This window comes from Mesorhizobium sp. B4-1-4 (genome assembly GCF_006439395.2).
Lineage (GTDB): Bacteria > Pseudomonadota > Alphaproteobacteria > Rhizobiales > Rhizobiaceae > Mesorhizobium.
Genome location: NZ_CP083950.1, coordinates 4,984,096 through 5,009,379, shown reverse-complemented (window position 1 = coordinate 5,009,379; position 25,284 = coordinate 4,984,096). Strand labels below are relative to the sequence as shown.

Genomic DNA, 25,284 nt, shown 5'->3' with positions numbered 1-25,284 from the left:
GGCGGGTTCGTGACGCCGTTGGGCGAGAAGCTGCGGGCGCTGCGGAAGGAGCGCGGCGTCAGCCAGAAGGACATGGCGGCGGCGATCGGCGTCAGCGCCGCCTATCTGTCGGCGCTCGAGCATGGCAGGCGCGGCGCGCCGACCTGGACGCTGATCCAGAAGATCATCGGCTATTTCAACATCATCTGGGACGACGCCGAGGAACTGGCGCGGCTGGCCGAAGCCTCGCACCCGCGCGTAAAACTCGACACGTCGGGTCTAAGTCCCGCCGCCACCGAGCTTGCCAATCTGCTGGCCGAGAACATCGAGAAACTCGACGAAGCGCAACTGCGCCGCATCACCGCGTCGATCCGCGCAGCACTCGGCCTGCTGAAGTAGCTGGTTTTATCCGGATTTCGCGACGGCCGGGCGTCCCGCTCATTGCAAGACAGTGCCCGCGGCGGCAGCCAGCGGGCAGCTGTGGCGAGATCAATACTTGCCGGCCGTGCTGCCGTTGGGGTTGCCGCCATTGGTACCCGGGCGGCCATTGTCATGATGGTCGCGGCCGTTGCCGCCGCCCAGGCAGTCCGAGGCGCCTGCAGTGCCACAACAACGGCCGGCCCAAAGGTCATTGAGCGTGGTCTTGACGCAGCTCGTGTCGGTCTGACCAGCCAGGGCGGATCCGGTCAGGGCCGATACCGCGACGGCGGCGAGGAAGGTGTCTCGCAGAAAAGCAGTCATTTGAAGTCTCCATGGTTTGTTTCTGTCGTCCACGGCTGTGTGTCGCCGGGCGGGACGAATTGGTTCACGGAGATACGAGAAAATTTTCGGGAGGGCCCCAAAGGGAGCGGTGAGTCAAAGGCAGTGCGGCTATGGCAGAGGCCCAAGAGATTGGCGGAAGCCTCCACGATTTCGTCATCCACGGGCGGAGCGGGAGCGAAGCGGACGCGCAGACCCGAGGATCCATGCCGCGACCTGCGAGCTCCGCAGCGGCGCAGAATGTAGTGATATATCCGCGCCTGTTCCTAGGCCGCCGTGTTCAATGTTGGTGTCACGGCAATCCTAGGGTCTCCGCGACGTCGCTTCGCGACTGCTGCGCCCTAGGATGACGAAGGGCTGGGGTGGCGCCGCCTCAAGCGGTTCCCCCCGCTATCGGCCCTTACTCCACCGACCCCACCAAAACCTGCTGGTCGCCGCGGATCGAGACCCAGCGGCCGGTGTTGTCGATCGCCTGCCGCTTGAGGAAGCGGTAGCCGGTCTGGTCCCAGGGCTTGATCTTGTCGTTCAGATTGTCGAGCACGTAGTCGCCCTTGTCGGTGCGCACCGTCAGCACGGCGTGGCCTTCGCCGTCGGGCTTGCGCACGACTGTTATCAACAGATCGGCAAGCGACATGCCCATGCGGGCGAGCTGGCGCCGCTTTTCCAGCACATAGTCCTCGCAGTCGCCGACGCCCTTGTCGGGATAGGCCCAGACCTCGTCCTTGCCGTAGACATCCATGTCGCTCATCGGCTTGACGGCGGCATTGACCCTGGTGGTGACGTTGACCAGCTTGCGCATCAACCCGTCGGTCAGGATTGCCGGCGCCAGATCGGCCGGCCGGATCGAGCACTCGCCGGGATAGAGCTTGCAGAAATCGTAGTGGCCGATCGGCTGCGAGGTAAGGCCCCCGGTCGCCATTGCTCCAGCCGCCAAAGCCGGTGCCACCCAGCCTCCCGCCATTGCCAGCCCGGCTGCCACGCACGCGCGCAGCCCTCGCGCCATCGTTGAGGAATTCATCGTCCCCGCTCGCCCTGTTGTTAACGAAAAGTTAACGGCGATTTACAGTCCGTGTCAATCAAGACACCGGTCCGATTTGCAAGCATGGTTACCCGCAGGCAGGAACAGCGCCTATTATGCAACAGAACAGGATCGGGCGCCGATACCGCCAGACTTTTCCAGGAATTGCCTATCGCTTGGCCGTGCGGACCAGCTTCGGCTTCACCGCAACCCGGTTCTGACGGCCGTAACTGGTGATGAAGTCGACGATGCGCGGCACGATTTCGGAGCGGAAACGCGAGCCGTTGAAGACGCCGTAATGGCCGACCGCCGGCTGCATATAGTGGGCCTTCTTGTCGGCCGGAATGTTGACGCACAGATCCTGCGCGGCCTTGGTCTGGCCAAGGCCCGATATGTCGTCGTTCTCGCCCTCGACCGTGAACAGGGCGACGTTGCGGATCGCGGACGGATCGATCCTGGTGCCGCGATGCATCATCTCGCCCTTGGGCAAGGCATGGCGCACGAAGACGGTGTCGACGGTCTGCAGGTAGAACTCCGCGGTCAGGTCCATCACCGCCAGATATTCGTCATAGAAGTCGCGGTGCTTCTCGGCACTGTCGCCATCATACTTCACAAGGTGCATGAAGAAGTCCTTGTGGGCGATGATGTGACGGTCGAGGTTCATGCTCATGAAGCCGGAGAGCTGCAGGAAGCCGGGATAGACCTCGCGGCCGAAGCCCGGCACCGGCCAGGGCGCGCGCATGATCACGTTGTCGCGGAACCAGCCGATGCCTTTTTCCTCGGCCAGCAGATTGACCGCCGTCGGATTGCGGCGGGTGTCGATCGGCCCGCCCATAAGGGTCATGGTCGAAGGGACGAAGGGGTCGCCCTTCGTCTCCATCAGCGCCACGGCCGCCAACACCGGGACGGAAGGCTGGCACACCGCCATCACATGCGTATCCGGGCCCAGCGTGTGGAGCATATCGATGACATAGTCGATATAATCATCGAGATCGAAGCTGCCGTCGGCCAGCGGCACCATGCGGGCGTCGACCCAGTCCGTGATGTGGACATCGGCATAAGGCAGCATCGCCTCCACCGTGCCGCGCAGCAGCGTGGCATAGTGGCCCGACATCGGCGCCACGATGAGAAGCTTCGGGTCCGGCCGGCGGCCGGCGGGGACGGCGCGCTCGAAACGAACGAGATTGCAGAACGGCTTCGACCAGATGGTCCTTTCGGTGACCCCGACGCTTTTCCAATCGACGACGGTCTTGCCCAGGCCGAAGGCCGGCTTGCCGTAGCGGCGGGTGGTGCGTTCGAACAGCTCGGCGCCCGCCGCGACCGAACGGCCCCAGGGCGTGTGCGAAAACGGGTTGAGCGGGTTGGAGTAGAACATCCGCACCGCATCGGCATAAAGCCGCGCCGGCTGCAGAGCCGCGTGATTCAATTCATAGAGCTGGTAAAACATCAAAAACCCCGCTGCTGCCTCGACCGAAAGGGACGACGAGCAGCGCCGAGCCTCAAATGTCTCGCGGCGAGGTTAACAACTAATTGCTGCGATGCAATACGTCACTTGGCGTGACCAATGGTTCTTTCGTCCAAGGTGTTGAAAACCCGACCGGAACGGCGGAGCCGGCTCAATGTGAGTCGCGAAGTGTGTAGGAAATGTGTCCGGCCCCTCATGCCGGACACAGGAAACATCAAACGCGCGCCATGCAGATCGCGGTCTGGCCGGAGCCGATGAAGCCAAGCTGGCTGGCGGCGCCCTTCGACAGATCGAGCACGCGGCCCCTGATGAACGGACCACGATCGTTGATGCGGACCACGACGCTACGGCCGTTGTTCTTGTTGGTGACCCGCAGCTTGGTGCCGAAAGGCAAGGTGCGGTGGGCGGCGGTCAGGGCAGAGGGATTCATGCGCTCGCCCGATGCCGTCCGCGAATGCAGCGCGTACCAGGAGGCGCGGCCACACTGGCCGGCCGACGCGGTCGCCGAAGTGGCGGAAGCGCCGACCATCAGGCCAGCAGCGAGCGTTACCGCGACAAGCGCGGTTTGTTTGTTGGTCTTCATATTTGGGGGATGGCTCCGTTTTTGACAGACGCCAGCCGTTAAGTGCCGAATAAGGCGGGAAATACGGCGGCGATCTGGCGGTTCCATGGCGGGAGCACACGTTTGGAGTCACCAGGTAACAGTCTGTCAGGGATTTTCCGGGGGCCCGATATCAATTTCCGATGATCTTCCAACTGACATCGGAGATCCGTTTGACAAGATCCGGGATTAGTCTCCAAGTAGAAACCGGCAAGATTTGCCCACTTCCTTTGGCTCATTCATCCGCGCCACGGCGCCGCAATCGATCGACTGGGAAAGCGAGACCCGTCAATGAGACTGACCAAAAATCTGCTGGCCTTGATTGTGCTCGCCATCGGCGCGCTGTGGTCGCTGCAAGGCATCGGCGTGGTCGGCGGCAGCTTCATGACCGGCCAGTCGCAATGGCTCTATATCGGCCTCGCCGCGATGCTGGTCGGCCTGGCCGGGTTGGTGTGGGCGAACCGCCCGCGCGGCTGAGCCGCTCACTCCTTGTCTTCAAGATCGCCATCCGCGTGCAGTGCGCGCGGCTGAGCAGGCGCTTGCCTGGGTAAGCTGATTTCCTTCGGAAGCTGGAGGGACGGCACGGCAACGCGACAGCGCGCCTCTGCAACATCTTCCAAGCTGGAACATCATTCCCCGTCTGGCCGGGTGATTGGCATGATCTATCTTCTTTCCCGCGACAAACGGCTGGAAAAGAGGCTACGCTGCCGCTCCGCTCTTGGGCGGCCGCTTGATCATGGAGCATCGATATGAGCGAGCACGAGATCGCCGCGCCTGGCAGGGTTTCCCCGGAAAGCGCACCGTCCCGCCTGCTGCCGCCCTACAGATCGGTTCTCGACCTGATCGGCCAGACGCCGGTGGTCGAGCTGACCAGATTCGATACCGGCAAGTGCCGGCTGTTCATCAAGCTCGAAAGCCAGAATCCCGGCGGCTCGATCAAGGACCGCATCGCGCTGTCGATGATCGCGGCGGCCGAGAAAGAGGGCAGGCTGAAGCCAGGCGGCACGATCGTCGAGGCGACCGCCGGCAATACCGGCCTTGGCCTCGCCCAGGTCGGCATTCCCAAGGAATACCGCATCATCCTGGTGGTGCCCGACAAGATGTCGCGCGAAAAGATCCAGCATCTGCGCGCGCTCGGCGCGGAAGTGCGCATGACGCGCTCCGATGTCGGCAAGGGGCATCCCGAATATTATCAGGACATGGCCGAGAAGATCGCGGGAGAGCTGCCCGGCGCCTTCTACGCCAACCAGTTCGCCAACCCGGCCAACCCGCTGGCGCATGAGACGACGACCGGCCCCGAAATCTTTTCGCAGCTCGACGGCAATGTCGACGCGGTGGTGGTCGGCGTCGGCTCCGGCGGCACGCTGACCGGGCTCGGCCGCTACTTCGCCGAGGTCTCGCCGAAGACCGAGATGGTGCTCGCCGATCCCGTCGGTTCCGTGCTGGCGCCGCTGATCAAGACCGGCAAGATGGAAGAGGCCGGCAGCTGGACCGTCGAAGGCATCGGCGAGGATTTCGTGCCGCCCAATGCCGACCTGTCGCTGGTGAAAAAGGCTTATTCCGTCAGCGACAAGCAGAGCATGCTGGCGGTGCGCGATCTCCTGTCCCGGGAAGGCATTCTGGCCGGCTCGTCGTCCGGCACGCTGTTGTCGGCGGCTCTGCGCTATTGCCGCGAACAGACATCGCCCAAGCGTGTGGTCACATTCGTCTGCGACAGCGGCAACAAATATCTGTCGAAAGTGTTCGACGATATCTGGCTGGCCGAGCAAGGTCTCGCCGACCATGAACAGCATGGCGACCTGCGCGACCTCGTCATGCGCTCGCCCCGCACCGGGGACATCGTCTATGTCGGTCCCGACGAGAGCCTGCTCAACGCCTATGGCCGCATGCGCCGTTCCGATGTGTCGCAGCTGCCGGTGCTGGATGAGGGCAAGCTGATCGGCATCGTCGACGAGAGCGATATACTGGCTCATGTCGACGGCCCCTATGACGGGCGCTGGGAGCGCTTCAACGGCCCGGTGCGCACCGCCATGACCTCCAATCTGCACACGCTGCAGGCGAGCCAGACCCTGGATGCGCTGCTGCCGGTGTTCGACCGCAACGAGGTCGCCATCATCTTCGACGGCGACGAGTTCGTCGGCCTGATAACCCGCATCGACCTGATCAACCATCTGAGGCGCCGCGCGAAATGACATCGACAAGACCACCATTGGGCAAGAACCGCCTGGCCTTCTCCACCCGCACCATCCATGGCGGCCAGAGCCACGATCCGCTGACCGGTGCGGTGATGGTGCCGATCTACGCCACCTCCACCTATGGCCAGCAGTCGCCCGGCGTGCACAAGGGGTTCGAGTATGCCCGCAGCCAGAACCCGACGCGCTTCGCCTTCGAGCGCGCGATGGCCGACCTCGAAAGCGGCTCGGCCGCCTTCGCCTTCGCCTCCGGCCTGGCGGCGATCTCGACCGTGCTGGAGCTGCTCGATTCCGGCGCCCATATCGTCGCCACCGACGACATCTATGGCGGCTCCTTCCGGCTGATGGAGCGGGTGCGCAAGCGCTCGGCCAATTTGCAGGTCAGCTTTGTCGACTTCACCGACCTTGCGGCGGTGGAGGCCGCGATCCGCCCCGAAACCAAACTGCTCTGGGTGGAAACGCCGACAAACCCGCTGCTGCGCATCGTCGACCTTGAAGGCGTCGCGGCGCTCGCCAGGCGCAAGGGCATCCTGTCGGTCGCCGACAACACGTTCTGCAGCCCCTATATCCAGCGGCCGCTGGAACTCGGCATCGACATCGTGGTCCATTCGACGACCAAATATCTCAACGGTCACTCCGACATGGTCGGCGGCGTGGCTGTCGTCGGCGACAACAAGGATCTCGCCGACCGGCTGAAGTTTCTTCAGAACGCCATCGGCGCGATTTCGGGCCCGTTCGACAGCTTTCTGGCGCTGCGTGGCTTGAAGACGCTGGCACTCAGGATGGAGCGCCACTCGTTGAACGGCCTGAAGATCGCACAATGGCTGGAAGCGCGAAAAGATGTGCGCCGCGTCATCTATCCCGGCCTCGGCAGCCACCCTCAACATGCCATCGCCGTCCAGCAGATGCATGCCTTCGGCGGCATGATCACCGCCGTGCTCGACCGGGACCTCGCCGGCACAAAGCGCTTCCTCGAACGCACGCAGCTGTTCACGCTCGCCGAAAGCCTCGGCGGCGTGGAGAGCCTGATCGAGCACCCGGCGCTGATGACGCATGGCTCGATCCCGGCCGAGAAACGCGACGAGATCGGCATATCGGATTCGCTGGTGCGGCTGTCGGCGGGGATCGAGGACGGGGACGATCTGATCGCGGATCTGGAACAGGCGCTGGGGGGTTGAACGGCGAGTGGCGTGCAAGCACCGGGAGGCTGGTATTCTTCGGCCGACGTCGCGGCGCAGACCCTAGGGTGTTTGATCCCGAGCTTTAATGGTGCGATATTTTCTTCCGACTGGAAGGATGGGTTATGGGACAAGTTCTGCACGGCCGCGCCACGACGACAGAGGCAATCCGTCGAGCAATACAAAATAGTCAAGAGAGCCTGAGGGCGCTGGCCAGGCGCTACGGGATCGATCAGAAGACGGTTCGAAAGTGGAAGAACCGAACCTCGACCGCCGATCTTCCGACAGGCCCCAAGGACCCGAAGTCGACGGTGTTGTCTGTGGAGGAAGAGGCGGCCATCGTCGCCTTTCGCAAGCACACGCTGCTGCCACTGGATGATTGTCTCAGCCGACGATCCCGCATCTGACACGCTCGTCCTTGCATCGTTGCCTTCAACGCCATGGTATTTCGCGATTGCCGCAGGTGGATGGTGACAAGCCGGCCAAGAAAAAGTTTCAGGCCTATCCGATCGGCTATTTCCATATCGATATCGCCGATGTGCAGACCGCCGAGGGCAAGCTGCGTCTCTTCGTTGCCGTCGACCGGACGTCCAAGTTCGCCTATGCGCAGCTACACGCGACGGCGGACAAGATGACGATGGTCCAGTTCCTGCGAGATCTGATCGCGGCCGTGCCCTATGCCATCCACACCATTTTGACCGACAACGGCATCCAGTTCACCAACCGAAGCTGCGACCGCCATGCCCCCCGGCATATCTTCGATGATGTCTGCGCCGACCATGGCATCGAGCACCGGCTCACCAAGATCAACCATCCCTGGACCAACGGCCAGGTCGAGCGGATGAACCGAACCATCAAGGACGCGACCGTCAAGTGCTTCCACTATGACGATCACGATCAGCTGCGCCGACACCTCGCCGACTTCATCTCAGCCTACAATTTCGCACGCAGGCTCAAGACCCTCAAAGGCCTCACGCCTTATGAGTTCATCTGCAAAATCTGGAAAAAAGAGCCCGAACGGTTCAGACTCGACCCGGTCCATCAAATGCCGGGACTAAACACCTAGGGTCTGCGCGCGTCGCTGCGCTCCTTGCTTCGCCCTAGGATGACGAATGCAAAAACAGCCAAGCCAATCGCGGATGTTTTAAGTTTGGCGGTTGCATTTTGAAGGCTTTGGAGATTGGCTGAAACAAACCTCACTTCGTCATCCTAGGGCGGAGCAGGAGCGCAGCGACGCGCGCAGACCCTAGGATCCATGCCGCGACAACAAAGCGTCTCGACCCTGAAGGCCACGCCGTCTCGAGCAGTGATGAGCCAAGTACCGTTGACCCCGGACGCCATTCGCCCGAATTGTATCGTCCATGGCCACGCGCGACGCTTCAAAACCCACCGAGACCATCACCTTCGCGGTGCTGGTGTTTCCCGGCTTCCCGATGTTGGCGTTCAGCTCCGTCATCGAGCCGCTGCGCGCGGCCAACATTCTGGCGAAGAAGGAATGCTACCGCTGGATCATCGTCGGCGGCACGAAGGGTTCGGTCGAGGCTTCGAACGGCGTCGTCATCCAGCCGGGCTTTTATGCCGAGGATGCGCCGAAGGTCGACCGCGTGGTCGTCTGCTCGGGCGGCGACGCCGATCATCTCGTCGCCGAGGATGCGGCAAGCTGGATCCGCCGCAGCCTGCGCGGCGGCGCCCATATCGGCGCCGTTGCCGATGCGGCGTTCTTCCTCGCGCGCGCCGGCCTGCTCGACGGCCATGCCTGCACCTTGCACTGGACCAGCCAGGCCGCCTTCGCCGAGGCCTTTCCTACAATCGAGCTCAGGCGCGATCTCTACGTCATCGACCGCAAGCGCTTCACCTCGGCTGGCGGTGTCGGCAGCCTCGACATGATGCTGGAGATCATCACCCGGGATTACGGCGCCGAGCTTGCCGCCGGCGTCGCCGAATGGTTCGTGCACAGCCAGCTGCGCTCCAGCGTCGACCGCAAGCTGATGCCGCTGCGGCTGCGCACCGGCGTTCGCAACGAACTGGTGCTGTCGGCCATCGCGATCATGGAAGACGCCGTGGAGGAGCGGCTCGGCATGGCCGAACTGACCCAAAAACTCGGCGTTTCTTCCGACAAGCTCGAACGCTCCTTCCGTTCCGAACTCGCCATCTCGCCCAACGGTTACTACCGGCGGCTGCGGCTGAAGCGCGCCGCCGATCTTCTGGCGCATTCGACGCTCGCCGTGCGCGACGTGGCGCTGGCCTGCGGCTTTGCCTCGATGTCGAGCTTTGCCCGGGCTTTCCGCGAGGAGCATGGACATCCGCCGAAGCTGGCGAGAAGGCATTAGGGCGCTCCGGATGCTGGCGGGACAGCGCCCCCTCTGTCCTGCCGGACATCTGCCCCACAAGGGGGAGATTGGCCGTCACCTCCGCCTCCACCAACTCCGACCGTGAGGACATGAGCGCGGCTGCCGAAGCTGCCGATCTCCCCACCTGTGGGGGAGATGGCCGGCAGGCCAGAGGGGGGCGTGAAGGATCTCGACGGAGCCGTTCGCCAGCGGCATTCCGCACAACACGCGCGGTTTTTCGCACAATCCTTTTGTCGCTCCTGCGCCATGGTCGATGCCTGCAACCCACCCAAGGCCAGGTACATGAGCATCGTCGTTTTCGAACCGGACAGCACCGAGGACGTGGACTTCAAGGACCGCATGCGCCATCCGGTGGCGGCCGATCCGGCCGGCGGCATGTGGCTGTCCGACACCGAGCCGTCCTTCATTGATGCCGACGCGCTGCGCAAGGGCCGGCTGGCCAAGCTGCGCGGCTGGATGCGCGAGGCGGGCTATGGCGGCGTCGTGCTGTTCGACCCCTATAACCAGCGCTACGCCACCGGCTCGCGCAACATGTTCGGCTACTTCCTGCGCAACTCGACCCGCTACTTCTTCATCCCGACCGAAGGGCCGATCGTGCTATTCGAGTATCCGCAGAGCTACCATGTCTCCATGGTGCTCGACACGATCGACGAGGCGCGTCCTTCCAAGCTCGTCTGGTCGTCGGTCTCGGGCCGCGACGACGAGACCGCCGGCCCCTTCGCCGACGAAATCGCCGAGCTCCTGAAGAAGCATGGCGGCGGCTCGATGAAGCTCGGCCTCGACCGCTGCAGCCATCTGCAGGCGCTGGCGCTGGAAAAGCGTGGCTGCGAGGTCCGCGATTGTCAGGGCGAGATCCTGGCGGTGCGCGCGGTGAAGACCCCGGAGGAGGTGAAATGCCTGCAGGTGTCCATGGCCGGCGCCGAGGCGGCGGTGGCGGCGGTGCGCGAGGCGATCAAGCCCGGCGTTTCCGAAAACGACCTGTTCGCCATCATGTATGGCGAGGTGATCCGCCAGGGCGGCGAGTTCATCGAGACGCGGCTGCTGACGTCGGGCCAGCGCACCAATCCCTGGTTCAACGAGGCCAGCGGCCGCAAGATCCGGCCGGGCGAATTGCTGGCGCTCGATACCGACACGATCGGCTGCTACGGCTATTATTCCGACTTCTCCCGCACCTTCCGCTGCGGGCCGGGCAAGCCGACCCCTTACCAGAAGTCGCTCTACCGCATGGCGCATGACCAGGTTCAGCACAACATCTCGATCGTCAAGCCGGGCATGGCCTTCCGCGAGATCGCCGAGAAGGCGTGGAAGATCCCGGACCGCTTCGTCGACCAGCGCTACACCTCGGTGATGCACGGCGTCGGCATGCATGGCGAGACGCCGTTCATCGCCCATGCCATGGACTACGAGACCTATGGCCGCGACGGCCATATCGTGCCAGGCATGGTGGTGAGCGTGGAAAGCTATATCGGCGAGAAGGGCGGCCGCGAGGGCGTCAAGTTGGAGGACGAAATCCTGATCACCGACACCGGCACCGAACTTCTGTCGCGCTTCCCCTATGAGGATGAGTTCCTGGAGAAACAGGTTTGATGCTGGGTCCGTCTCCGTTGGCAACCAGATGGAACGCCCCGCGCTTTCGTCATCCTAGGGCGAAGCAAGGAGCGCAGCGACGCGGCGCAGACCCTAGGATCCATGCCGTGACGCCAAAGCGATGCAACGGCTACGGAATTCTGCTCCGCTGCATTATTCGATCAACGTCACGGCATGGATCCCAGGGTCTCCGCGACGGAGCTGCGCTCCTGCTTCGCCCTGGGATGACGACATGGGGGAGGCGCCGGCCAATCGCAACGGCTTGCGCCAGATCGCTGGACAGGGCGACGCCGACGTTGAGCCAAGGCCCCTCCGCATGAAAAGTCCCATCTCCATCAAGCGCGGTTCGGTGGCCGCCGTCTTCATCGACCTGCAGGAAGAGCACCGGCAGGATCCACGCTACCTGGTCGAGGGCTTTGAAAAAATCCTCGCCAACGTCAGGCGACTGCAGGCGGCGGCACGCGAGAACCATGTGCCGCTCCATCACTGGGCCTATATCGTCGATCTCGACAAGCAGGAGCGGCCGTTTCATCCGCTCGATGCCAACGGCAAATCGGCCTTTTCCGACAAGAGCGACCCGCTGACCGAGATCTGCCACGAGGTGGCGCCGGCCAATGGCGAGGCGTTGCTGATCAAGGCCGAGGCCAGCGCCTTCCGGTCCGGGCCAGCGGCCGATCAGCTCAAGGCTTCGGGCATCGAATGGCTGGTCATATCGGGCGTGTGGACCGAGGCCTGCATCGATGCCACCGTCAAGGATGCGGTGGCCAAGGGTTTTCGCGTGCTGCTGGTCAAGGATGCCTGCGGCAGCGGCAGCGCGGCCATGCACCAGACCGGCATCCTCAACCTTGCCAACCGGCTCTATGGCGGCGCGGTTGTCGACACCGACGGCGCCTGCCGGCTGCTGGCCGGCGAGACGGTCACCGCCTGGCAGGTCGAAGGCTCGGTGCCGCTGCGCTTCAGCTTCGACAACGCGGCCGAGCTTTATGGCGAGCTCTGATGCGCCCGGCCGTGCAGCCTGACATGACCAGCCGCGGCAAGTACGAGACCCGGCTAGACCCGGCCCTGTGGGCGTATATTGACAGCGTCAACGCCTGGTACCCGCAAGAGATCGTCGGCCTGCCTGTCGACAAGCAGCGCGCGGTCTATAACCGGATGTGCCGGGCCTTCCGCCAGGGGCGCCCGTTGGGGGTCAAGACCCGTGACGGCCTGATCGCCGCCGCCGATCATGGCATTCCCGTCCGGCGCTACCAACTCTCGGGCCAGGCCGCGCGAGCCCTGGTCGTCTACTATCATGGCGGCGGCTTCATCCTTGGCGGGCTCGACAGCCATGACGACATCTGCGCCGAGATCTGCGCCGGCACCGGCTTCGACGTGCTGTCGGTCGACTACCGGCTGGCGCCGGAGCATGTCCACCCCGCCGCCTTCAACGATGCGCTGGCCGCCTTCGAATGGGCGGCCGGGACGGGCAGCCTGCCGATCGTGCTGTGCGGCGAGAGTGCCGGCGGCAATCTGGCGGCGGCTGTGGCGCAGGCAACGCGCCGGCATGCCCGCACAGCGATCGGCCAGGTGCTGATCTATCCCGGCCTCGGCGGCGACGAAAGCTCCGGCTCCTATGTCGAGCATGCGGAGGCACCGCTGCTGTCGGTCGGCGATATCGCCTTCTACCGTGATGTCCGCTCCGTCAGGCGGCAATCGCCCGACGATCCGACCTTCTCGCCCTTGCGCGACACTGACTTTTCCGGCCTGCCGCCCACCGTGGTCATCACGGCCGGGTGCGATCCGCTGTCCTCGGATGGCGAGACCTATCGCGACCGTATCCTGGCCGCCGGCGGCAAGGCGTGGTGGCATGAGGAGAAGCGCTTAGTGCACAGTTTCCTGCGCGCCCGCACCACGGTGCCGGCCGCGGCCGAAGCTTTCGCGCGCATTATCGATGCGGTCGCGGCGCTGGGCCGGGGCGAATGGCCGTATTGACGTTCGTCCTTGTTTCTTGACGCAATTCCGGACGGAGGCCCGTCACTTCTCCAGGAATTGCTTACGACGCCGCCGCGGCACTTGCTTCGGATGAAGTGGCTTGCAGCCACAGTGCCTTTTCGCCGAGCGTGGCGACCATGGCGGCATGGGCGGCGCGCTCGGCTTCGGTCAGGCGCGGCCGCAGCGGTGCCGGTCGTTCGGCGACGACGATCTCGATCTGGCGGACATTGTCGCCGCCCTGGGAAGGGCCGGCCACGCTGTCGAGGATGAGGGCGGCCTGCTTGCCGCCGATCAGCTCGATATAGACTTCGGCCAGCAGTTCGGAATCGAGCAGGGCGCCGTGCTTGGTGCGCTTCGTGTTGTCAATGCCGTAGCGCCGGCAGAGCGCGTCGAGCGAATTGGGGCCCATCGGGTGCTTGCGGCGCGCCAGAGCCAGCGTGTCGACGACAAGCCCATTGTCGACCGGCGGATGACCAAGCCGGGCGAACTCGACATTGAGGAAGCCGATATCGAAGGTGGCGTTGTGAGCGATCAGCTTGGCGCCTTCCGTGAACTTCAGCCACTCCTCGGCGATTTCGGCGAAGGTCGGCTTGCCGGCAAGATCGGCCGCGCTGATGCCGTGCACCGCCTGCGCCTCGGCGTGGATCGCGCGGCCCTGCGGGTTGATGTAGTGGTGAAAGGTCTTGCCTGTCGGGAAGCGATTGACCAGCTCGACGCCGCCAAGCTCGATCACGCGGTCATCGCGCGAATCAAGGCCGGTGGTTTCGGTGTCGAAGATGATCTCACGCATCGAATCAGTTGCTCCAAGGGAGCAGAATCGCGAGACCGGAACAAAATGGCAATGGGCAATGCCGCCAGCATGCCGTCAGGAGGGGGCTTTGCCGGACTTATCCCCGGAGAGTTCGGCGATGATGGCGGCGACGGCAGCGCGGGCGGCATCCAGCCCCTGGCCAGTGTCGATGACGAAATCGGCCATGTCGCGTTTCTCCGCGTCCGGCACCTGCTTGGCCAGAATCGATGCCAGTTTTTCCTCCGTCATGCCCGGCCGCGCCAGCACGCGCTGACGCTGGATTTCGGCCGGCGCGGTGACGACCACGACCTTGTCGACGCGGTTGCGGCCACCGGTTTCGAACAGCAGCGGAATGTCGAGCACGGCGATCGATTCGCCGGCGTTACGATGCTTGGCCAGGAAGGTGTCGGCGTCGGCACGAACCAGCGGGTGGATGATGGCTTCAAGCCGCTTCAGCGCGGCGGCGTCGCCGAGCACACGGGCCGCCAGTTTCGCGCGGTCTACGCCTCCGGCGGATGTGGTTCCGGGGAAAGCGGCCTCGACCAAAGGCGCCGCCTTGCCGGCGTAGAGGCGATGCACGGTCTCGTCGGAGTCGTGAACCGGTACGCCCGCCTCGGCGAACATCCTGGCCGTCGTCGACTTGCCCATGCCGATCGAGCCGGTGAGACCGAGCACGATCATGCTTTCGGCACCAGATCGGCGACGATGATCGCGCGGAGTTCAGCCGTAACCTTTGGCCTGACCCCGAACCAGCGTTCGAAACCGGGCACGGCCTGGTTGAGCAGCATGCCGAGGCCGTCGACCGTCTTCAGCCCCCTGGCGCGGGCGGCAGCCAGCAGCGGCGTTTCAAGCGGCACATAGACGATATCGGTAACGATGGCGTGGTCCGGCAACAGGGCCGGATCCGCCGAGAGGCCTTCATTGCCGTGCATGCCGAGTGCCGTGGTGTTGACCAGCAGGCCGGCATCGGCAAGCAGCTCGTTGGTCGCAGCCATGCCGTGTGCCGAAATGCCGGTGTCGAAACGATCCCGTAGTTCCTGCGCCCGGGTAAGCGTGCGGTTGACGATGCGGATGTCGGCGATGCCGCGTTGCTTCAGCGCCTGGATGATGGCGCGCGACGCGCCGCCGGCGCCGAGCACGACCGCGGGTCCGTTGCTCGCCCAGCCCGGTGCGTAGTCGTCAAGATTGGCGGCAAAGCCGTGACCATCGGTGTTGCCGCCCCACAAGACGCCGTCCTCGAACCACAACGTGTTGACGGCGCCGATCTCTTCCGCCGCCTGGTCGTGGCGCTCGGCCAGCGCGAAGGCGGCCTCCTTGTGCGGAATGGTGACATTGCCGCCACGAAAGCCGGCCAGCCGCAAGGTCGCGACGAATTCGGCGAAGTCCTGCGGCGCGACGTCGATGGCCTCGTAACTGCCGTCGATGCCATGGGCGGCCAGCCAGTAACCATGGATCTTCGGCGAGCGCGAATGCTTGACCGGATGGCCGGTGACGAAGGCCTTCTTGGTCGCTTCAGCCATCGATCGCTCCCAGCGTGCGCAGTTCCGCCAGCAGCGGCAAAAGCGGCAGGCCGACAATGGTGAAATGGTCGCCCTCGATCTTTTCGAAGAGCTGGATGCCTTCACCCTCGACCTGATAGGCGCCGACGCTGGCCAGCGCCTTGGCGCCGACACGGGCGAGATGGCGGCCGATGAAAGCGGGGTCGAGCTTGCGCATGGTCATCGAGGCGATGCCGACATGCCGCCACAGCACCTTGCCGTCACGCACCAGCACGGCGGCGCTGTTGAGCAGGTGGGTCTTGCCCGACAACGCCAGGAGATGGCGGCGCGCGCCTTCCATGTCGGCCGGCTTGTGGAACACCTCGTCGCCGAGCGACAGCGTCTGGTCGCAGCCGAGCACCAGAGCGCCGGGCCTGCGCTCGCTGACTTCGGTGGCCTTGGCCTCGGCGAGGATGAGGGCGACATCCTCCGGCGAAACGTCGCTGTCCTGCAAGGGCGCCTCGAGCGCCCGCTCGTCGACATCGGCGGGAACCGCTTCGACGTCGACGCCGGCATTGAGAAGCATCGCCTTGCGGAACGGACTGCCTGAGGCAAGGATGATTTTTTCGGTCATTTTTCAACACAGGCGCGGACACAGGCGCGGTTGGAGTACGGGGCTTATTTAGTGAAGCCGGCGCCGCCCCTCATTGTCCTGCCGGACATTTCTCCCCGTATAGGGACGGGGAGAAAGGAGCGGTTTCAGCGCATGCGCTCTTTCCGGCCACGTTGACGATTGGCGAAACCATCAATGACAGCGCCCCTCTCCCCGTCCCTATACGGGGAGAGGATGCCGGCAGGCAGGTGAGGGGCAGAGCCGACTTCCGCAAAACCAACTCTTCGCTCATCTATCTGTTCTTCCCCCGCAGGGCAACGATCGCCGCCGCCGTTTCCTCGATCGAGCGGCGGCTGACGTCGATCATCGGCCAGCCATGCCTGGTGCAGATCTGGCGGGCATAGGCGAGCTCCTCGTTGATGGCGGCGCGGTCGACGTAATCTGTCGGCACGTAAGAACTGCTGTTGCCGAGGATGCGGTTCTGCCGAACATGCGAGATGCGCTCGGCGGTGGCGATCAGCCCGACGACCAGCGGCGCCTTGGCGTTGACCAGGCTCTCGGGCACCGGCACGCCGAGCACGATCGGGATGTTGGCGGTCTTGATGCCGCGATTGGCGAGATAGATGCTGGTCGGTGTCTTCGACGTACGCGAAATGCCGATCAGCACGATGTCGGCATCGTCCATATTGGCCGGCAGCTGGCCGTCATCATGTTCCATGGTGAAATTGAGCGCATCGATGCGGCGGAAATATTCGGCGTCGAGAACATGCTGGGCGCCGACGCGGCGGCCCGCCGGCGTGCCGAGATAGGACTGGAAGACGGTAAGCACCGGCTCCAGCACCGAGACACAGGGCAGACCCATGGCCGCGCAACGTTCGTCTATGCCGCGCGCCAGCTTCTGGTCGACGACCGTATAGAGAATGATGCCCGGCTCCTCCTCGATGTCCTCGAACACCTTGGCCACCTGTTTTTCGGTGCGGATGAGCGGGTAGATGTGCTCGATGGCGCGCGCATCCTTGTATTGCGCGGAAGCCGCGCGGCCGGCGGCGAGCAGCGTTTCGCCGGTCGCGTCGGAAATCAGGTGCAGGTGAAAGAAGCTCTGGGGTTTGTTCACAGGGATCACCTGGGTCTGTGGGCGGATGTGGATAAGGTCGGACAACGAGCCGGGCTCGTCGGAGGCGACTGTATCAGATGCCAGTTTGTCCACAATTCGATGTGCTGTCGGCTTCGTTGGGCGGCTGGGGACAAATCCGGGAGGATGTCCTTTGCCTTTCATCCGTCCACAGGGGACGGCTTTTCCGGCGGCGGCGTAACGCCTTGACTCCGATGATGGATTCCGAACGATCCCCAGAACCCTGCATTCGGGAGAAAGAAGCGCGCGACAATATGCTTGCTGGCTTTTTGCTTGATGAAGCGGGACAGGTGACAACCACCACAACCAACAGACTCTTAGAATCAGAAGAATCTTAGATATAAGAATATTTGATTAGAAAGAGGCTTGGAGAAGCGAGCGCTCGATGCCCCAGAACCGGATCATGCTGGATGTCCTGAAGGGCAAGGCTCATTTTCCTCCTCCGCTCTGGATGATGCGCCAGGCCGGGCGCTATCTGCCGGAGTATCGTGAAACGCGCCGACGTGCCGGCTCGTTCCTTGACCTCTGTTACGATCCCGACCTTGCCGTCGAAGTGACGCTGCAGCCGATCGAGCGCTTCGGCTTCGACGCCTCGATCCTGTTCTCCGACATCCTAGTCGTCCCGCACGCGCTTGGCCGCGATGTTCGCTTCGAAGAGGGGCGGGGCCCGCTGCTGACGCCGATCTCGGCCGACGAGATTGCGGCTTTGGAGAGCAGCATGTTTCACGTGAATCTCGAACCAGTCTACGAGACGGTTCGTCGGCTGCGGGCGAAACTGCCCGACGAGACGACCCTGATCGGCTTCTGCGGCGCGCCATGGACGGTAGCGACCTATATGATTGCCGGCCACGGTACGTCGGACCAGGCGCCGGCGCGGCTGTTCGCCTATCGCGAACCGGTCGCCTTTCAACAATTGCTGAAGGTGCTCGCCGATCATTCGGCGGCCTACCTGATCCGTCAGATCAAGGCCGGCGCTGACGTGGTGCAGATATTCGATTCCTGGTCCGGCGTGCTCGACGATGCCTCTTTTGAACGGTTCTGCGTTCAGCCGATGGCCGAGATCGTCCGGCAGGTCAGGGCTGTCCATCCCGATGTGCCGATCATCGGTTTTCCCAAGGGCGCCGGTGCGCGCTACCAGACCTATCGGGAGAAGACCGGCGTAACCGGCCTGGGGATCGATTGGACGGTGCCGCTGGAGACCGCGAAGGACTTGCAGCGTTCGGGCGCCGTCCAGGGCAATCTCGATCCGTTGCGGCTGGTGGCCGGCGGCCAGGCGCTTGCCTATGGCGTCGAGGCTATCCTGAAGACGTTGGGCGAAGGCCCGCTGATCTTCAATCTCGGCCATGGCATCACGCCGGAGACTCCGGTCGCGCATGTCGAGGCGATGGTGAAACAGGTGAGGAGCGCGACACGCTGATGGCTCGGTCGGACAGCACCGGAAACACGAACAGCACCGGTTCGGCAATGATGCGCATGGTCGTCGGTATCGCGGCGCTTGTTGTGCTCACCGCACTGTTGCTTTTGGTCGCGCCTGACAGTTTCTATCCCTGGGCAAAGGCGATCCATATCCTTGCCGTCATTTCGTGGATGGCCGGCATGCTCTATCTGCCGCGCTTGCTGGTCTATCATGCCGATGCCGAAAAGGGCTCGGTGCAATCGGAGACCTTCAAGGTAATGGAGCGGCGTCTGCTGCGCGGCATCATCAATCCGGCAATGATCCTCACCTGGATGTTCGGCCTCTGGCTCGCCTGGAAAGGCTTTGGTTTCCAGGGCGGCTGGCTGCACGCCAAGATCGCGGCGGTGCTCCTGTTGTCCGCGGTTCACGGCTATCTCGCCGGCGCGGTGCGCAAATTCGCCGAGGATCGCAATGAAAAGCCGGCGCGGCACTGGCGGATCGTCAACGAGATCCCCACATTGCTGATGGTGGCAATTGTGATCCTGGTTGTCGTCAAGCCTTTCTGAGGCCTGTCAGGTCCGTAAAACGCGGCTTGCTCTTTCACCAGACCGACGATAAAAGACGGGTCTTCCTTCCCGTCATGCGCCGCCCCTCATTGTTTTCGGCCGCGCCCGGCATTTGTCGCATCCCGCCGATATTTTCCCAAAGCTCACCCAGAGTCCGTCTATGCAAGAAATGAAACTTACCGAGTTCAAGAACAAGAAACCGCCAGAGCTGATCGCCTATGCCGAATCGCTCGAGGTCGAGAACGCCAGCGTCATGCGCAAGCAGGAGCTGATGTTCGCGATCCTGAAGAAGCTGGCAGCACAGGACGTCGAGATCATCGGCGAAGGTGTGGTCGAGGTGCTGCAGGATGGTTTCGGTTTCCTGCGCTCCGCCAATGCCAACTATCTTCCAGGTCCCGACGACATCTACATCTCGCCGTCGCAGATCCGCCGCTTTTCGCTGAAGACCGGCGATACGGTCGAAGGGCCGATCCGCAGCCCGAAAGAGGGCGAGCGCTATTTCGCGCTGCTCAAGGTCAACACGATCAATTTCGACGATCCCGAAAAGATTCGCCACAAGATCCATTTCGACAATCTGACGCCGCTCTATCCGACCTCGCGGCTGAAGATGGAGGTCGAGATCCCGGCCACCAAGGACATATCGTCTCGGGTGATCGATCTGGTGGCGCCGATCGGCAAAGGGCAGCGCGCCTTGATCAACGCGCAGCCGCGCACCGGCAAGACGGTGCTTTTGCAGAACATCGCGCACTCCATCACCGCCAACCATCCGGAGTGTTATCTGATCGTGCTTCTGATCGATGAGCGCCCGGAAGAGGTGACCGACATGCAGCGCTCGGTCAAAGGCGAAGTCATCTCCTCGACCTTCGACGAGCCGGCGGTGCGCCACGTGCAGGTCGCCGAAATGGTCATCGAGAAGGCCAAGCGCCTGGTCGAGCATGGCCGCGACGTCGTCATCCTGCTCGATTCCATCACCCGCCTCGGCCGCGCCTACAACACCGTCGTGCCGTCCTCCGGCAAGGTGCTGACCGGCGGCGTCGACGCCAACGCGTTGCAGCGGCCGAAGCGCTTCTTCGGAGCGGCGCGCAACATCGAGGAAGGCGGTTCGCTGACCATCATCGCCACGGCGCTGATCGACACCGGCAGCCGTATGGACGAAGTCATTTTCGAGGAGTTCAAGGGCACCGGCAATTGCGAAATCCAGCTGGATCGCAAGGTGGCCGACAAGCGCATCTATCCGGCGATAGACATCCTCAAGTCCGGTACCCGCAAGGAAGACCTTCTGGTCGCGCGTTCGGACCTGCAGAAGATCTTCGTGCTGCGCCGTATCCTGGCGCCGATGGGCACCACCGACGCGATCGAGTTCCTGATCGACAAGCTGAAGCAGACCAAGACCAATGCCGACTTCTTCGATTCGATGAACACGTAACCGGCTATCGGGAATTTCCCGGACCGCGCATCAGGCCCCATTCCGGTCAAGCGGGATCGGGTTTTTTGTTGCCTCCAGATGGGTCGCATTCCGGATACCGCGTGGCTGTATGCGGCGGCGGACGGTGCCAGCCTTGTGCGATGGTCCGCGTCTTGTTGAGGCATGATCCTGCCCGAGCCGGTTTGCTGTTTTGACCACTGCGCGGTTGGAAGTGACATGAAGAAGATCATCCCGACGCTTGTCGGCTTTTCAGCCATCCTGACCTGGTCGTTTCTGGCGCTGCTTTCCACGGCCGCGGGGCCGATACCGCCCTTTCAGCTGGCGGCGGCGACGTTCTTTCTCGGTGCGCTTGTCGGAATGGGTAGCTGGACCTTCCGCCCAGACGCGGTCCGTTCGCTGCGGCAGCCATGGAAGGTCTGGGCGACAGGGATTGCGGGATTGTGCATCTATCACTGCGCCTATTTCTTTGCGATTCAGTCGGCACCGCCCGTCGAGGTCAGCCTGATCGCCTATCTCTGGCCCTTGCTGATCGTCGTCTTCGCCGCCTTCCTGCCGGGCGAAAGGCTCAAGGCTCACCACCTTGTCGGCGTCGTCCTTGGCCTTGCCGGGGCGATCGTGGTGATCACCAAGGGCGGCACCATCGGTCTCGCGAATGGCGTGATGAAGGGTCATGTCATTGCCTTGTTCTGCGCCTTCATCTGGGCCGGCTATTCCGTCCTGTCGCGGCGCTTCGGCCAGGTGCCGACCGATGTCGTGGCCGGCTACTGCTTCATCACCGCCGTGGTTGCGCTGGTGCTGCATCTGACGCTGGAAATCACGGTCTGGCCCAAAACGACGATGCAGTGGGCCGCGATGCTTGTTCTTGGCACGATCCCGCTCGGCGCCGGCTTCTACGCCTGGGACCATGGCTGCAAGCACGGGGACATCATGATCCTGGGTGCCTTGTCTTATGCCGCGCCGCTGTTTTCGGTGATCGTGCTATTGTTGGCCGGGTTTGGCGTGTTCCACTGGTCCGTGGTGCTTGCCTGCGTGCTCATCACGGTCGGCGCGGTGATCGCGGCCAGGGATCTGCTGTTCAAGCCGCGGCCGGATGCGAAATCAGTCAGGACATCGCCTTCGGCTGCGCCGGCGGAAGCGGACGCCGCCTGAGGGAAACCCGCCTCACACTTTTCCCGGAGTTGCCTATTGGCGGCGCAGGAGATGCTCGAGCTCTTGCGGGTCGCTTACAGCGGGAAGGCAAAGCTGGCCCGTACAAAGCCAGGCGCCCGCCCTGTTGGTCGGTGGGAAAATGCCGCCGGGCAGCAAGGGTCGATTCGCTTCCGAACCAATCGCCGCAATGATGTCGACGCGACGCGGGTCAGGACGTCGATTCGCAACCGTAACGAGCGTTGGATCCTCCAGCCTGTCCACCACGACCAACTTCAACGGCTCGATCGCGAGCGCACACGCATTGATGATGCCCGCCTGACCATAGGCCTGCTGCGCCGCCCGGCCGGCGGCGTGCTCGGCGATCTTCCACGCTCTCTCCTGCAGTTCGAGATCGCCGGTAACGGAAGCCAGCCGGACCAGCGCTTCGATGATCTGGCTGGTGGCTGACGGAATGGCCTCGTCGACATCGCCCCTGATGCGGATCGGCACGTCCGTGCTGTCGGAAGCGGTCAGGTAGTGGCCGGTGCCCTCGGCATCGACGTGCCAGCGGTCGAGCTGCTCGATGAACCGGCTGGCCTGATCGACATAGCGCCAATTGCCTGACGCCTCGAACAGCGAGATCGCCGCATTGGCCATGGCGGCATAGTCGCTGGACAAAGCAGGAAACAGCTTTCTGACGCCAAGCATGGAGTGCGGCAGGCGGCCGTCGCGGCTGGCGGCGCTGATATGGGCAAAGGCCTTGGCCGCCGCATCGATCCAGTCGGGTCGCGCCAGCGATCGGCCGGCCTCCGCGAGCGCCGCGATCATCAGGCCGTTCCAGTCGGTCAGGGCTTTCGCGTCGAGGCCTGGCCGAACCCGACCTTCGCGAGCGGTGAGAAGTTCTGTCTTGAGCGGTATCAGCCGTTCGCGAGCGGCCACGCTTTGGGTTTGCTGGGCGCGGGTTTGATGGACAACCGGCTTGCCTTCCCAACCGTGCGGGCTGGAGAGCGTGAAGTGTTTGAAAAACAAGCCAGAATCGTCGCCGAGGATGGCTTCGATCTCCTCTCTGGTCCAGGTGTAGAAAAGGCCTTCCTCGCCATCGCTGTCGGCGTCCAGGCTGGCGGCAAAGGCACCGCCGTCGACGCGCATTTCGCGCAGCAGCCACTCCACGGTCTCTTCGATTCGCGTCCGGAACAAGTCGTTGCCGCTCGCCGCGTATGCCCAATTGCAGAAGCGGATGAGCTGGGCATTGTCGTAGAGCATCTTTTCGAAATGCGGCACCAGCCATTCCGCGTCGGTCGAGTAACGGCTGAGCCCGCCGCCGATGTGATCATAGATGCCGCCGCCCAGCATCTGTTCCAGGCTGATGAGCACGTCGTCGCGATGCGTGGGATTGCCGTCGCGCAGCCACGACAGCCACAGCGTGAGCATGAATGGCGCATTCGGGAATTTGGGCGCGCCGCGCAGGCCGCCAAGGTCACGGTCGATCATGCCGGAGATGCGGCCGGCAAGGTCGGACAATGTATCGCGATCGAGAAGCGCCTTGGCATGAGCCGCCGAGAGCCGCGCCTCGACATGGGTGGTCAGGCCGTCGGCGCTCTGGTTCAGGCTGGCCCTTTTCTCGCGCCAGGCCTTGTCCACCGCCTCCATCACCTGAATGAAGCCCGGGCGGCCATAGCGCGGTTCCCGGGGAAAATAAGTGCCGCCCCAGAACGGCTTGCCGTCTGGCGTCAGGAACATGGTCAGCGGCCAACCGCCCTGCTCGCCCATCGAGGAGAGCGCGGCCATGTAGATCTGGTCGATGTCGGGCCGCTCCTCGCGGTCCACCTTGATATTGACGAACAGACGGTTCATGACGGCGGCAACGTCGTGGTTCTCGAAGCTTTCATGGGCCATGACATGGCACCAGTGGCAGGCGGCGTAGCCGACGGAGAGCAGGATAGGCCTGTCCAGCGCTTTTGCCTCTTCGAGCGAAGCCGGCGACCAGGCCCGCCAATGCACCGGATTGCCGCTGTGTTGCTGCAAATAGGGGCTGGCTTCGTCGGCAAGCAGGTTTTGCGCGGGCAATGTCACAATGGCAACTCGGTAACGATGGCAGTTCGGCGGCAACTTGGTTAGCTGTGGCGGAAGCTAGGGCGGTTCAACAGGACGGGCAAATGATTTCAGCCGATTCGATCGTTGCGCTGTCGAGCGGCCGGCTTCCAGCCGGCGTCGCCGTCATCCGCATTTCCGGCCCGCAGACTCGATTCGTGGTCGAAACGATCGCCGGCGGCATGGTTAAGGACCGCGTGGCGGTCTTGCGCACGTTCAGGGCACCGGATGGAACGGTGCTGGACAGCGGGTTGGTCATCTTCTTCCCAGGCCCAGCCAGCTTCAACGGTGAGGATGTCGCCGAATTTCATGTCCATGGCGGGCGCGCGGTGGTGGCCAGGATGCTGGAGACGGTCACCGGTTTTGCGGGCGTCAGGCATGCCGAAGCTGGCGAATTCACGCGCCGCGCCTTTCTCAATGGCAAGGTCGATCTGGTCGAGACCGAGGCGCTGGCGGATCTCGTCAACGCCGAGACCGAAGCGCAGCGGCGCTTTGCCCTCCGGAATGCCGAGGGGGTCCAGAGTGAGCTCTATCTCGGCTGGCGTCGCAGGCTTGTCCATGCGCGCGCCATGATTGAGGCCGAGATCGACTTTGCCGACGAAGACGACGTGCCCGGTGCCGTTTCGGAAACGGTCTGGTCCGATGTCAGGATGATGATCGGCGAGATCGCCCGCCACATCGCCGGTTTCCGCACCGCCGAGATCATCCGCGACGGCTTTGAGGTTGTGATCCTCGGCGCGCCGAACGCCGGCAAGTCGAGTCTGTTCAACGCCTTGGCGCGGCGCGATGCAGCTATTGTAACGGATGAGCCTGGCACGACGCGGGATCTGCTCGAGGTGGCGCTGGATCTCCGGGGGTTGCGCATCCGATTGACGGACACAGCGGGATTGCGTGAGGCGGCAGGCAAGGTCGAAGCGATCGGTATCGAGAAAGCGCGAGCCAAGGCCGATCGCGCCGATCTCGTGTTGCTGTTGGAGGACGTGGCGAAACCCGGCGATGTCGGTTCTCTGCCCGGTTCGGTACCGGTGCTGCGGGTCGGGACCAAGCTCGATCTGCTCGACGAGCAGGCGGCAGTGGCAGCGAGCCGTCATTATGATCTCGTTATTTCGATCCTGAATGGGGCGGGCGTGGACGCGCTGCTCGCGGAGATCGGTCAGCGCGCGGCGGAGGCGGCCGGCAACCTTGGTGATATCTTGCCGTCCCGTCTGCGCCACGTCGAATTGCTTGGCGAAGCGAACCGCCATCTGCTTCGGGCGACCGACGGCCGTGCCATAGGCCAGGAACTGCGTGCGGAGGAATTGCGGCTGGCGGCGGATCGGCTCGGCCGAATTGTCGGCGCCATTGATGTCGAGGACATGCTGGATGTGATCTTCGCGCAGTTCTGCATTGGGAAATGACTCACGTGAAACACGCACCGAGCGCGAAGACGCTTAAGGATTCACGTGAAACGGCGTTGCCGGACCCTGCCGCTCTGTTTCACGTGAAACTTGCCGCGAAGTTTTCTTGACAGCTTCGCCCCGCGGGGACATGTGTCCTCTATCTCTTTCGAGTCCAGGATTTGGA

The 25,284-nt window shown here is 63.5% G+C and carries 23 protein-coding genes and 1 pseudogene; 14 read left to right on the top strand and 10 right to left on the bottom strand.

Translation table 11 applies throughout. From position 1 onward, the window contains the following. The first annotated feature begins 9 nt into the window (after positions 1-9). Complete coding sequence (locus FJW03_RS24180) at positions 10-378, top strand: helix-turn-helix domain-containing protein (RefSeq protein WP_140767350.1); 369 nt, start codon at positions 10-12, stop codon at positions 376-378. A 90-nt stretch (positions 379-468) separates the two neighbouring features. Here FJW03_RS24180 and FJW03_RS24175 read toward each other — a convergent pair whose 3' ends face one another. The 4 genes from FJW03_RS24175 to FJW03_RS24160 form a co-directional block, all read right to left on the bottom strand. Beyond that, complete coding sequence (locus FJW03_RS24175) at positions 469-720, bottom strand: hypothetical protein (RefSeq protein WP_140767351.1); 252 nt, start codon at positions 718-720, stop codon at positions 469-471. 418 nt (positions 721-1,138) lie between these two features. Next, entirely contained in the window at positions 1,139-1,756 is a 618-nt protein-coding gene (locus FJW03_RS24170) for a transglutaminase-like cysteine peptidase (protein ID WP_140767352.1), read from the bottom strand. A 169-nt stretch (positions 1,757-1,925) separates the two neighbouring features. Then, positions 1,926-3,203, bottom strand: a complete 1,278-nt coding sequence (locus FJW03_RS24165; RefSeq protein ID WP_140767353.1) for a polyhydroxyalkanoate depolymerase — start codon at positions 3,201-3,203, stop codon at positions 1,926-1,928. Between the two features lie 232 nt (positions 3,204-3,435). Next, entirely contained in the window at positions 3,436-3,804 is a 369-nt protein-coding gene (locus FJW03_RS24160) for a septal ring lytic transglycosylase RlpA family protein (RefSeq protein ID WP_140613428.1), read from the bottom strand. 309 nt (positions 3,805-4,113) lie between these two features. Here FJW03_RS24160 and FJW03_RS24155 point away from each other — a divergent pair, with 309 nt between their 5' ends. From FJW03_RS24155 to FJW03_RS24120, 8 genes and pseudogenes are all read left to right on the top strand, one after another. Continuing rightward, entirely contained in the window at positions 4,114-4,299 is a 186-nt protein-coding gene (locus tag FJW03_RS24155; RefSeq protein WP_181168944.1) for a hypothetical protein, read from the top strand. Positions 4,300-4,571: 272 nt separating this feature from the next. Next, complete coding sequence (locus tag FJW03_RS24150) at positions 4,572-6,014, top strand: pyridoxal-phosphate dependent enzyme (protein ID WP_140767354.1); 1,443 nt, start codon at positions 4,572-4,574, stop codon at positions 6,012-6,014. Next, a complete protein-coding gene (locus tag FJW03_RS24145; protein ID WP_140613426.1) occupies positions 6,011-7,192 on the top strand; it encodes a trans-sulfuration enzyme family protein in 1,182 nt (393 codons plus the stop codon). The genes FJW03_RS24150 and FJW03_RS24145 overlap by 4 nt, the downstream gene beginning before the upstream one ends. Positions 7,193-7,317: 125 nt before the next feature. After that, positions 7,318-8,258: pseudogene (locus tag FJW03_RS24140) on the top strand (IS481 family transposase). Positions 8,259-8,553: 295 nt separating this feature from the next. Further along, a complete protein-coding gene (locus tag FJW03_RS24135; protein WP_140766765.1) occupies positions 8,554-9,522 on the top strand; it encodes a GlxA family transcriptional regulator in 969 nt (322 codons plus the stop codon). Between the two features lie 303 nt (positions 9,523-9,825). After that, positions 9,826-11,130 carry a M24 family metallopeptidase gene (locus tag FJW03_RS24130; RefSeq protein ID WP_140766766.1) on the top strand — a complete coding sequence of 435 codons (1,305 nt, stop codon included), beginning with the start codon at positions 9,826-9,828 and terminating at the stop codon, positions 11,128-11,130. Between the two features lie 316 nt (positions 11,131-11,446). After that, entirely contained in the window at positions 11,447-12,127 is a 681-nt protein-coding gene (locus FJW03_RS24125) for an isochorismatase family protein (RefSeq protein WP_140766767.1), read from the top strand. After that, a complete protein-coding gene (locus FJW03_RS24120; protein ID WP_413466442.1) occupies positions 12,127-13,101 on the top strand; it encodes an alpha/beta hydrolase in 975 nt (324 codons plus the stop codon). Before FJW03_RS24125 ends, FJW03_RS24120 begins: the two co-directional genes overlap by 1 nt. Positions 13,102-13,162: 61 nt before the next feature. Here FJW03_RS24120 and dnaQ read toward each other — a convergent pair whose 3' ends face one another. The 5 genes from dnaQ to FJW03_RS24095 form a co-directional block, all read right to left on the bottom strand. Next, positions 13,163-13,891 (bottom strand): DNA polymerase III subunit epsilon, encoded by a 729-nt coding sequence (gene dnaQ, locus FJW03_RS24115; RefSeq protein WP_140766768.1) that lies wholly within the window; start codon positions 13,889-13,891, stop codon positions 13,163-13,165. 75 nt (positions 13,892-13,966) lie between these two features. Further along, positions 13,967-14,572, bottom strand: a complete 606-nt coding sequence (coaE, locus tag FJW03_RS24110; RefSeq protein ID WP_140766769.1) for a dephospho-CoA kinase — start codon at positions 14,570-14,572, stop codon at positions 13,967-13,969. Then, on the bottom strand, positions 14,569-15,411 hold the full coding sequence (locus tag FJW03_RS24105; protein WP_140612843.1) for a shikimate dehydrogenase: 843 nt from the start codon (positions 15,409-15,411) through the stop codon (positions 14,569-14,571). The genes coaE and FJW03_RS24105 overlap by 4 nt, the downstream gene beginning before the upstream one ends. Then, a complete protein-coding gene (locus FJW03_RS24100) occupies positions 15,404-16,003 on the bottom strand; it encodes a Maf-like protein (RefSeq protein WP_140766770.1) in 600 nt (199 codons plus the stop codon). Before FJW03_RS24100 ends, FJW03_RS24105 begins: the two co-directional genes overlap by 8 nt. A 271-nt stretch (positions 16,004-16,274) precedes the next feature. Beyond that, positions 16,275-17,096 (bottom strand): pyruvate, water dikinase regulatory protein, encoded by an 822-nt coding sequence (locus FJW03_RS24095; RefSeq protein ID WP_140612845.1) that lies wholly within the window; start codon positions 17,094-17,096, stop codon positions 16,275-16,277. A gap of 403 nt (positions 17,097-17,499) precedes the next feature. Between FJW03_RS24095 and hemE the strand changes: the two genes are divergently transcribed. The 4 genes from hemE (at position 17,500) to FJW03_RS24075 (ending at position 21,651) form a co-directional block, all read left to right on the top strand. Next, on the top strand, positions 17,500-18,531 hold the full coding sequence (hemE, locus tag FJW03_RS24090) for a uroporphyrinogen decarboxylase (protein ID WP_140766771.1): 1,032 nt from the start codon (positions 17,500-17,502) through the stop codon (positions 18,529-18,531). Further along, complete coding sequence (gene hemJ / locus FJW03_RS24085) at positions 18,531-19,076, top strand: protoporphyrinogen oxidase HemJ (protein ID WP_140766772.1); 546 nt, start codon at positions 18,531-18,533, stop codon at positions 19,074-19,076. The genes hemE and hemJ overlap by 1 nt, the downstream gene beginning before the upstream one ends. Positions 19,077-19,236: 160 nt before the next feature. Next, positions 19,237-20,502 (top strand): transcription termination factor Rho, encoded by a 1,266-nt coding sequence (gene rho, locus FJW03_RS24080; RefSeq protein ID WP_140697565.1) that lies wholly within the window; start codon positions 19,237-19,239, stop codon positions 20,500-20,502. Positions 20,503-20,718: 216 nt separating this feature from the next. Beyond that, positions 20,719-21,651, top strand: a complete 933-nt coding sequence (locus tag FJW03_RS24075) for a DMT family transporter (protein ID WP_140766773.1) — start codon at positions 20,719-20,721, stop codon at positions 21,649-21,651. 33 nt (positions 21,652-21,684) lie between these two features. Here the strand turns inward: FJW03_RS24075 and FJW03_RS24070 are convergent, their stop codons facing one another. Then, positions 21,685-23,703, bottom strand: coding sequence for a thioredoxin domain-containing protein (locus tag FJW03_RS24070; protein WP_140766774.1), 2,019 nt, complete (start codon positions 23,701-23,703; stop codon positions 21,685-21,687). Positions 23,704-23,786: 83 nt separating this feature from the next. Between FJW03_RS24070 and mnmE the strand changes: the two genes are divergently transcribed. Then, positions 23,787-25,118 (top strand): tRNA uridine-5-carboxymethylaminomethyl(34) synthesis GTPase MnmE, encoded by a 1,332-nt coding sequence (gene mnmE, locus FJW03_RS24065; protein WP_140766775.1) that lies wholly within the window; start codon positions 23,787-23,789, stop codon positions 25,116-25,118. Positions 25,119-25,284: the final 166 nt, after the last annotated feature.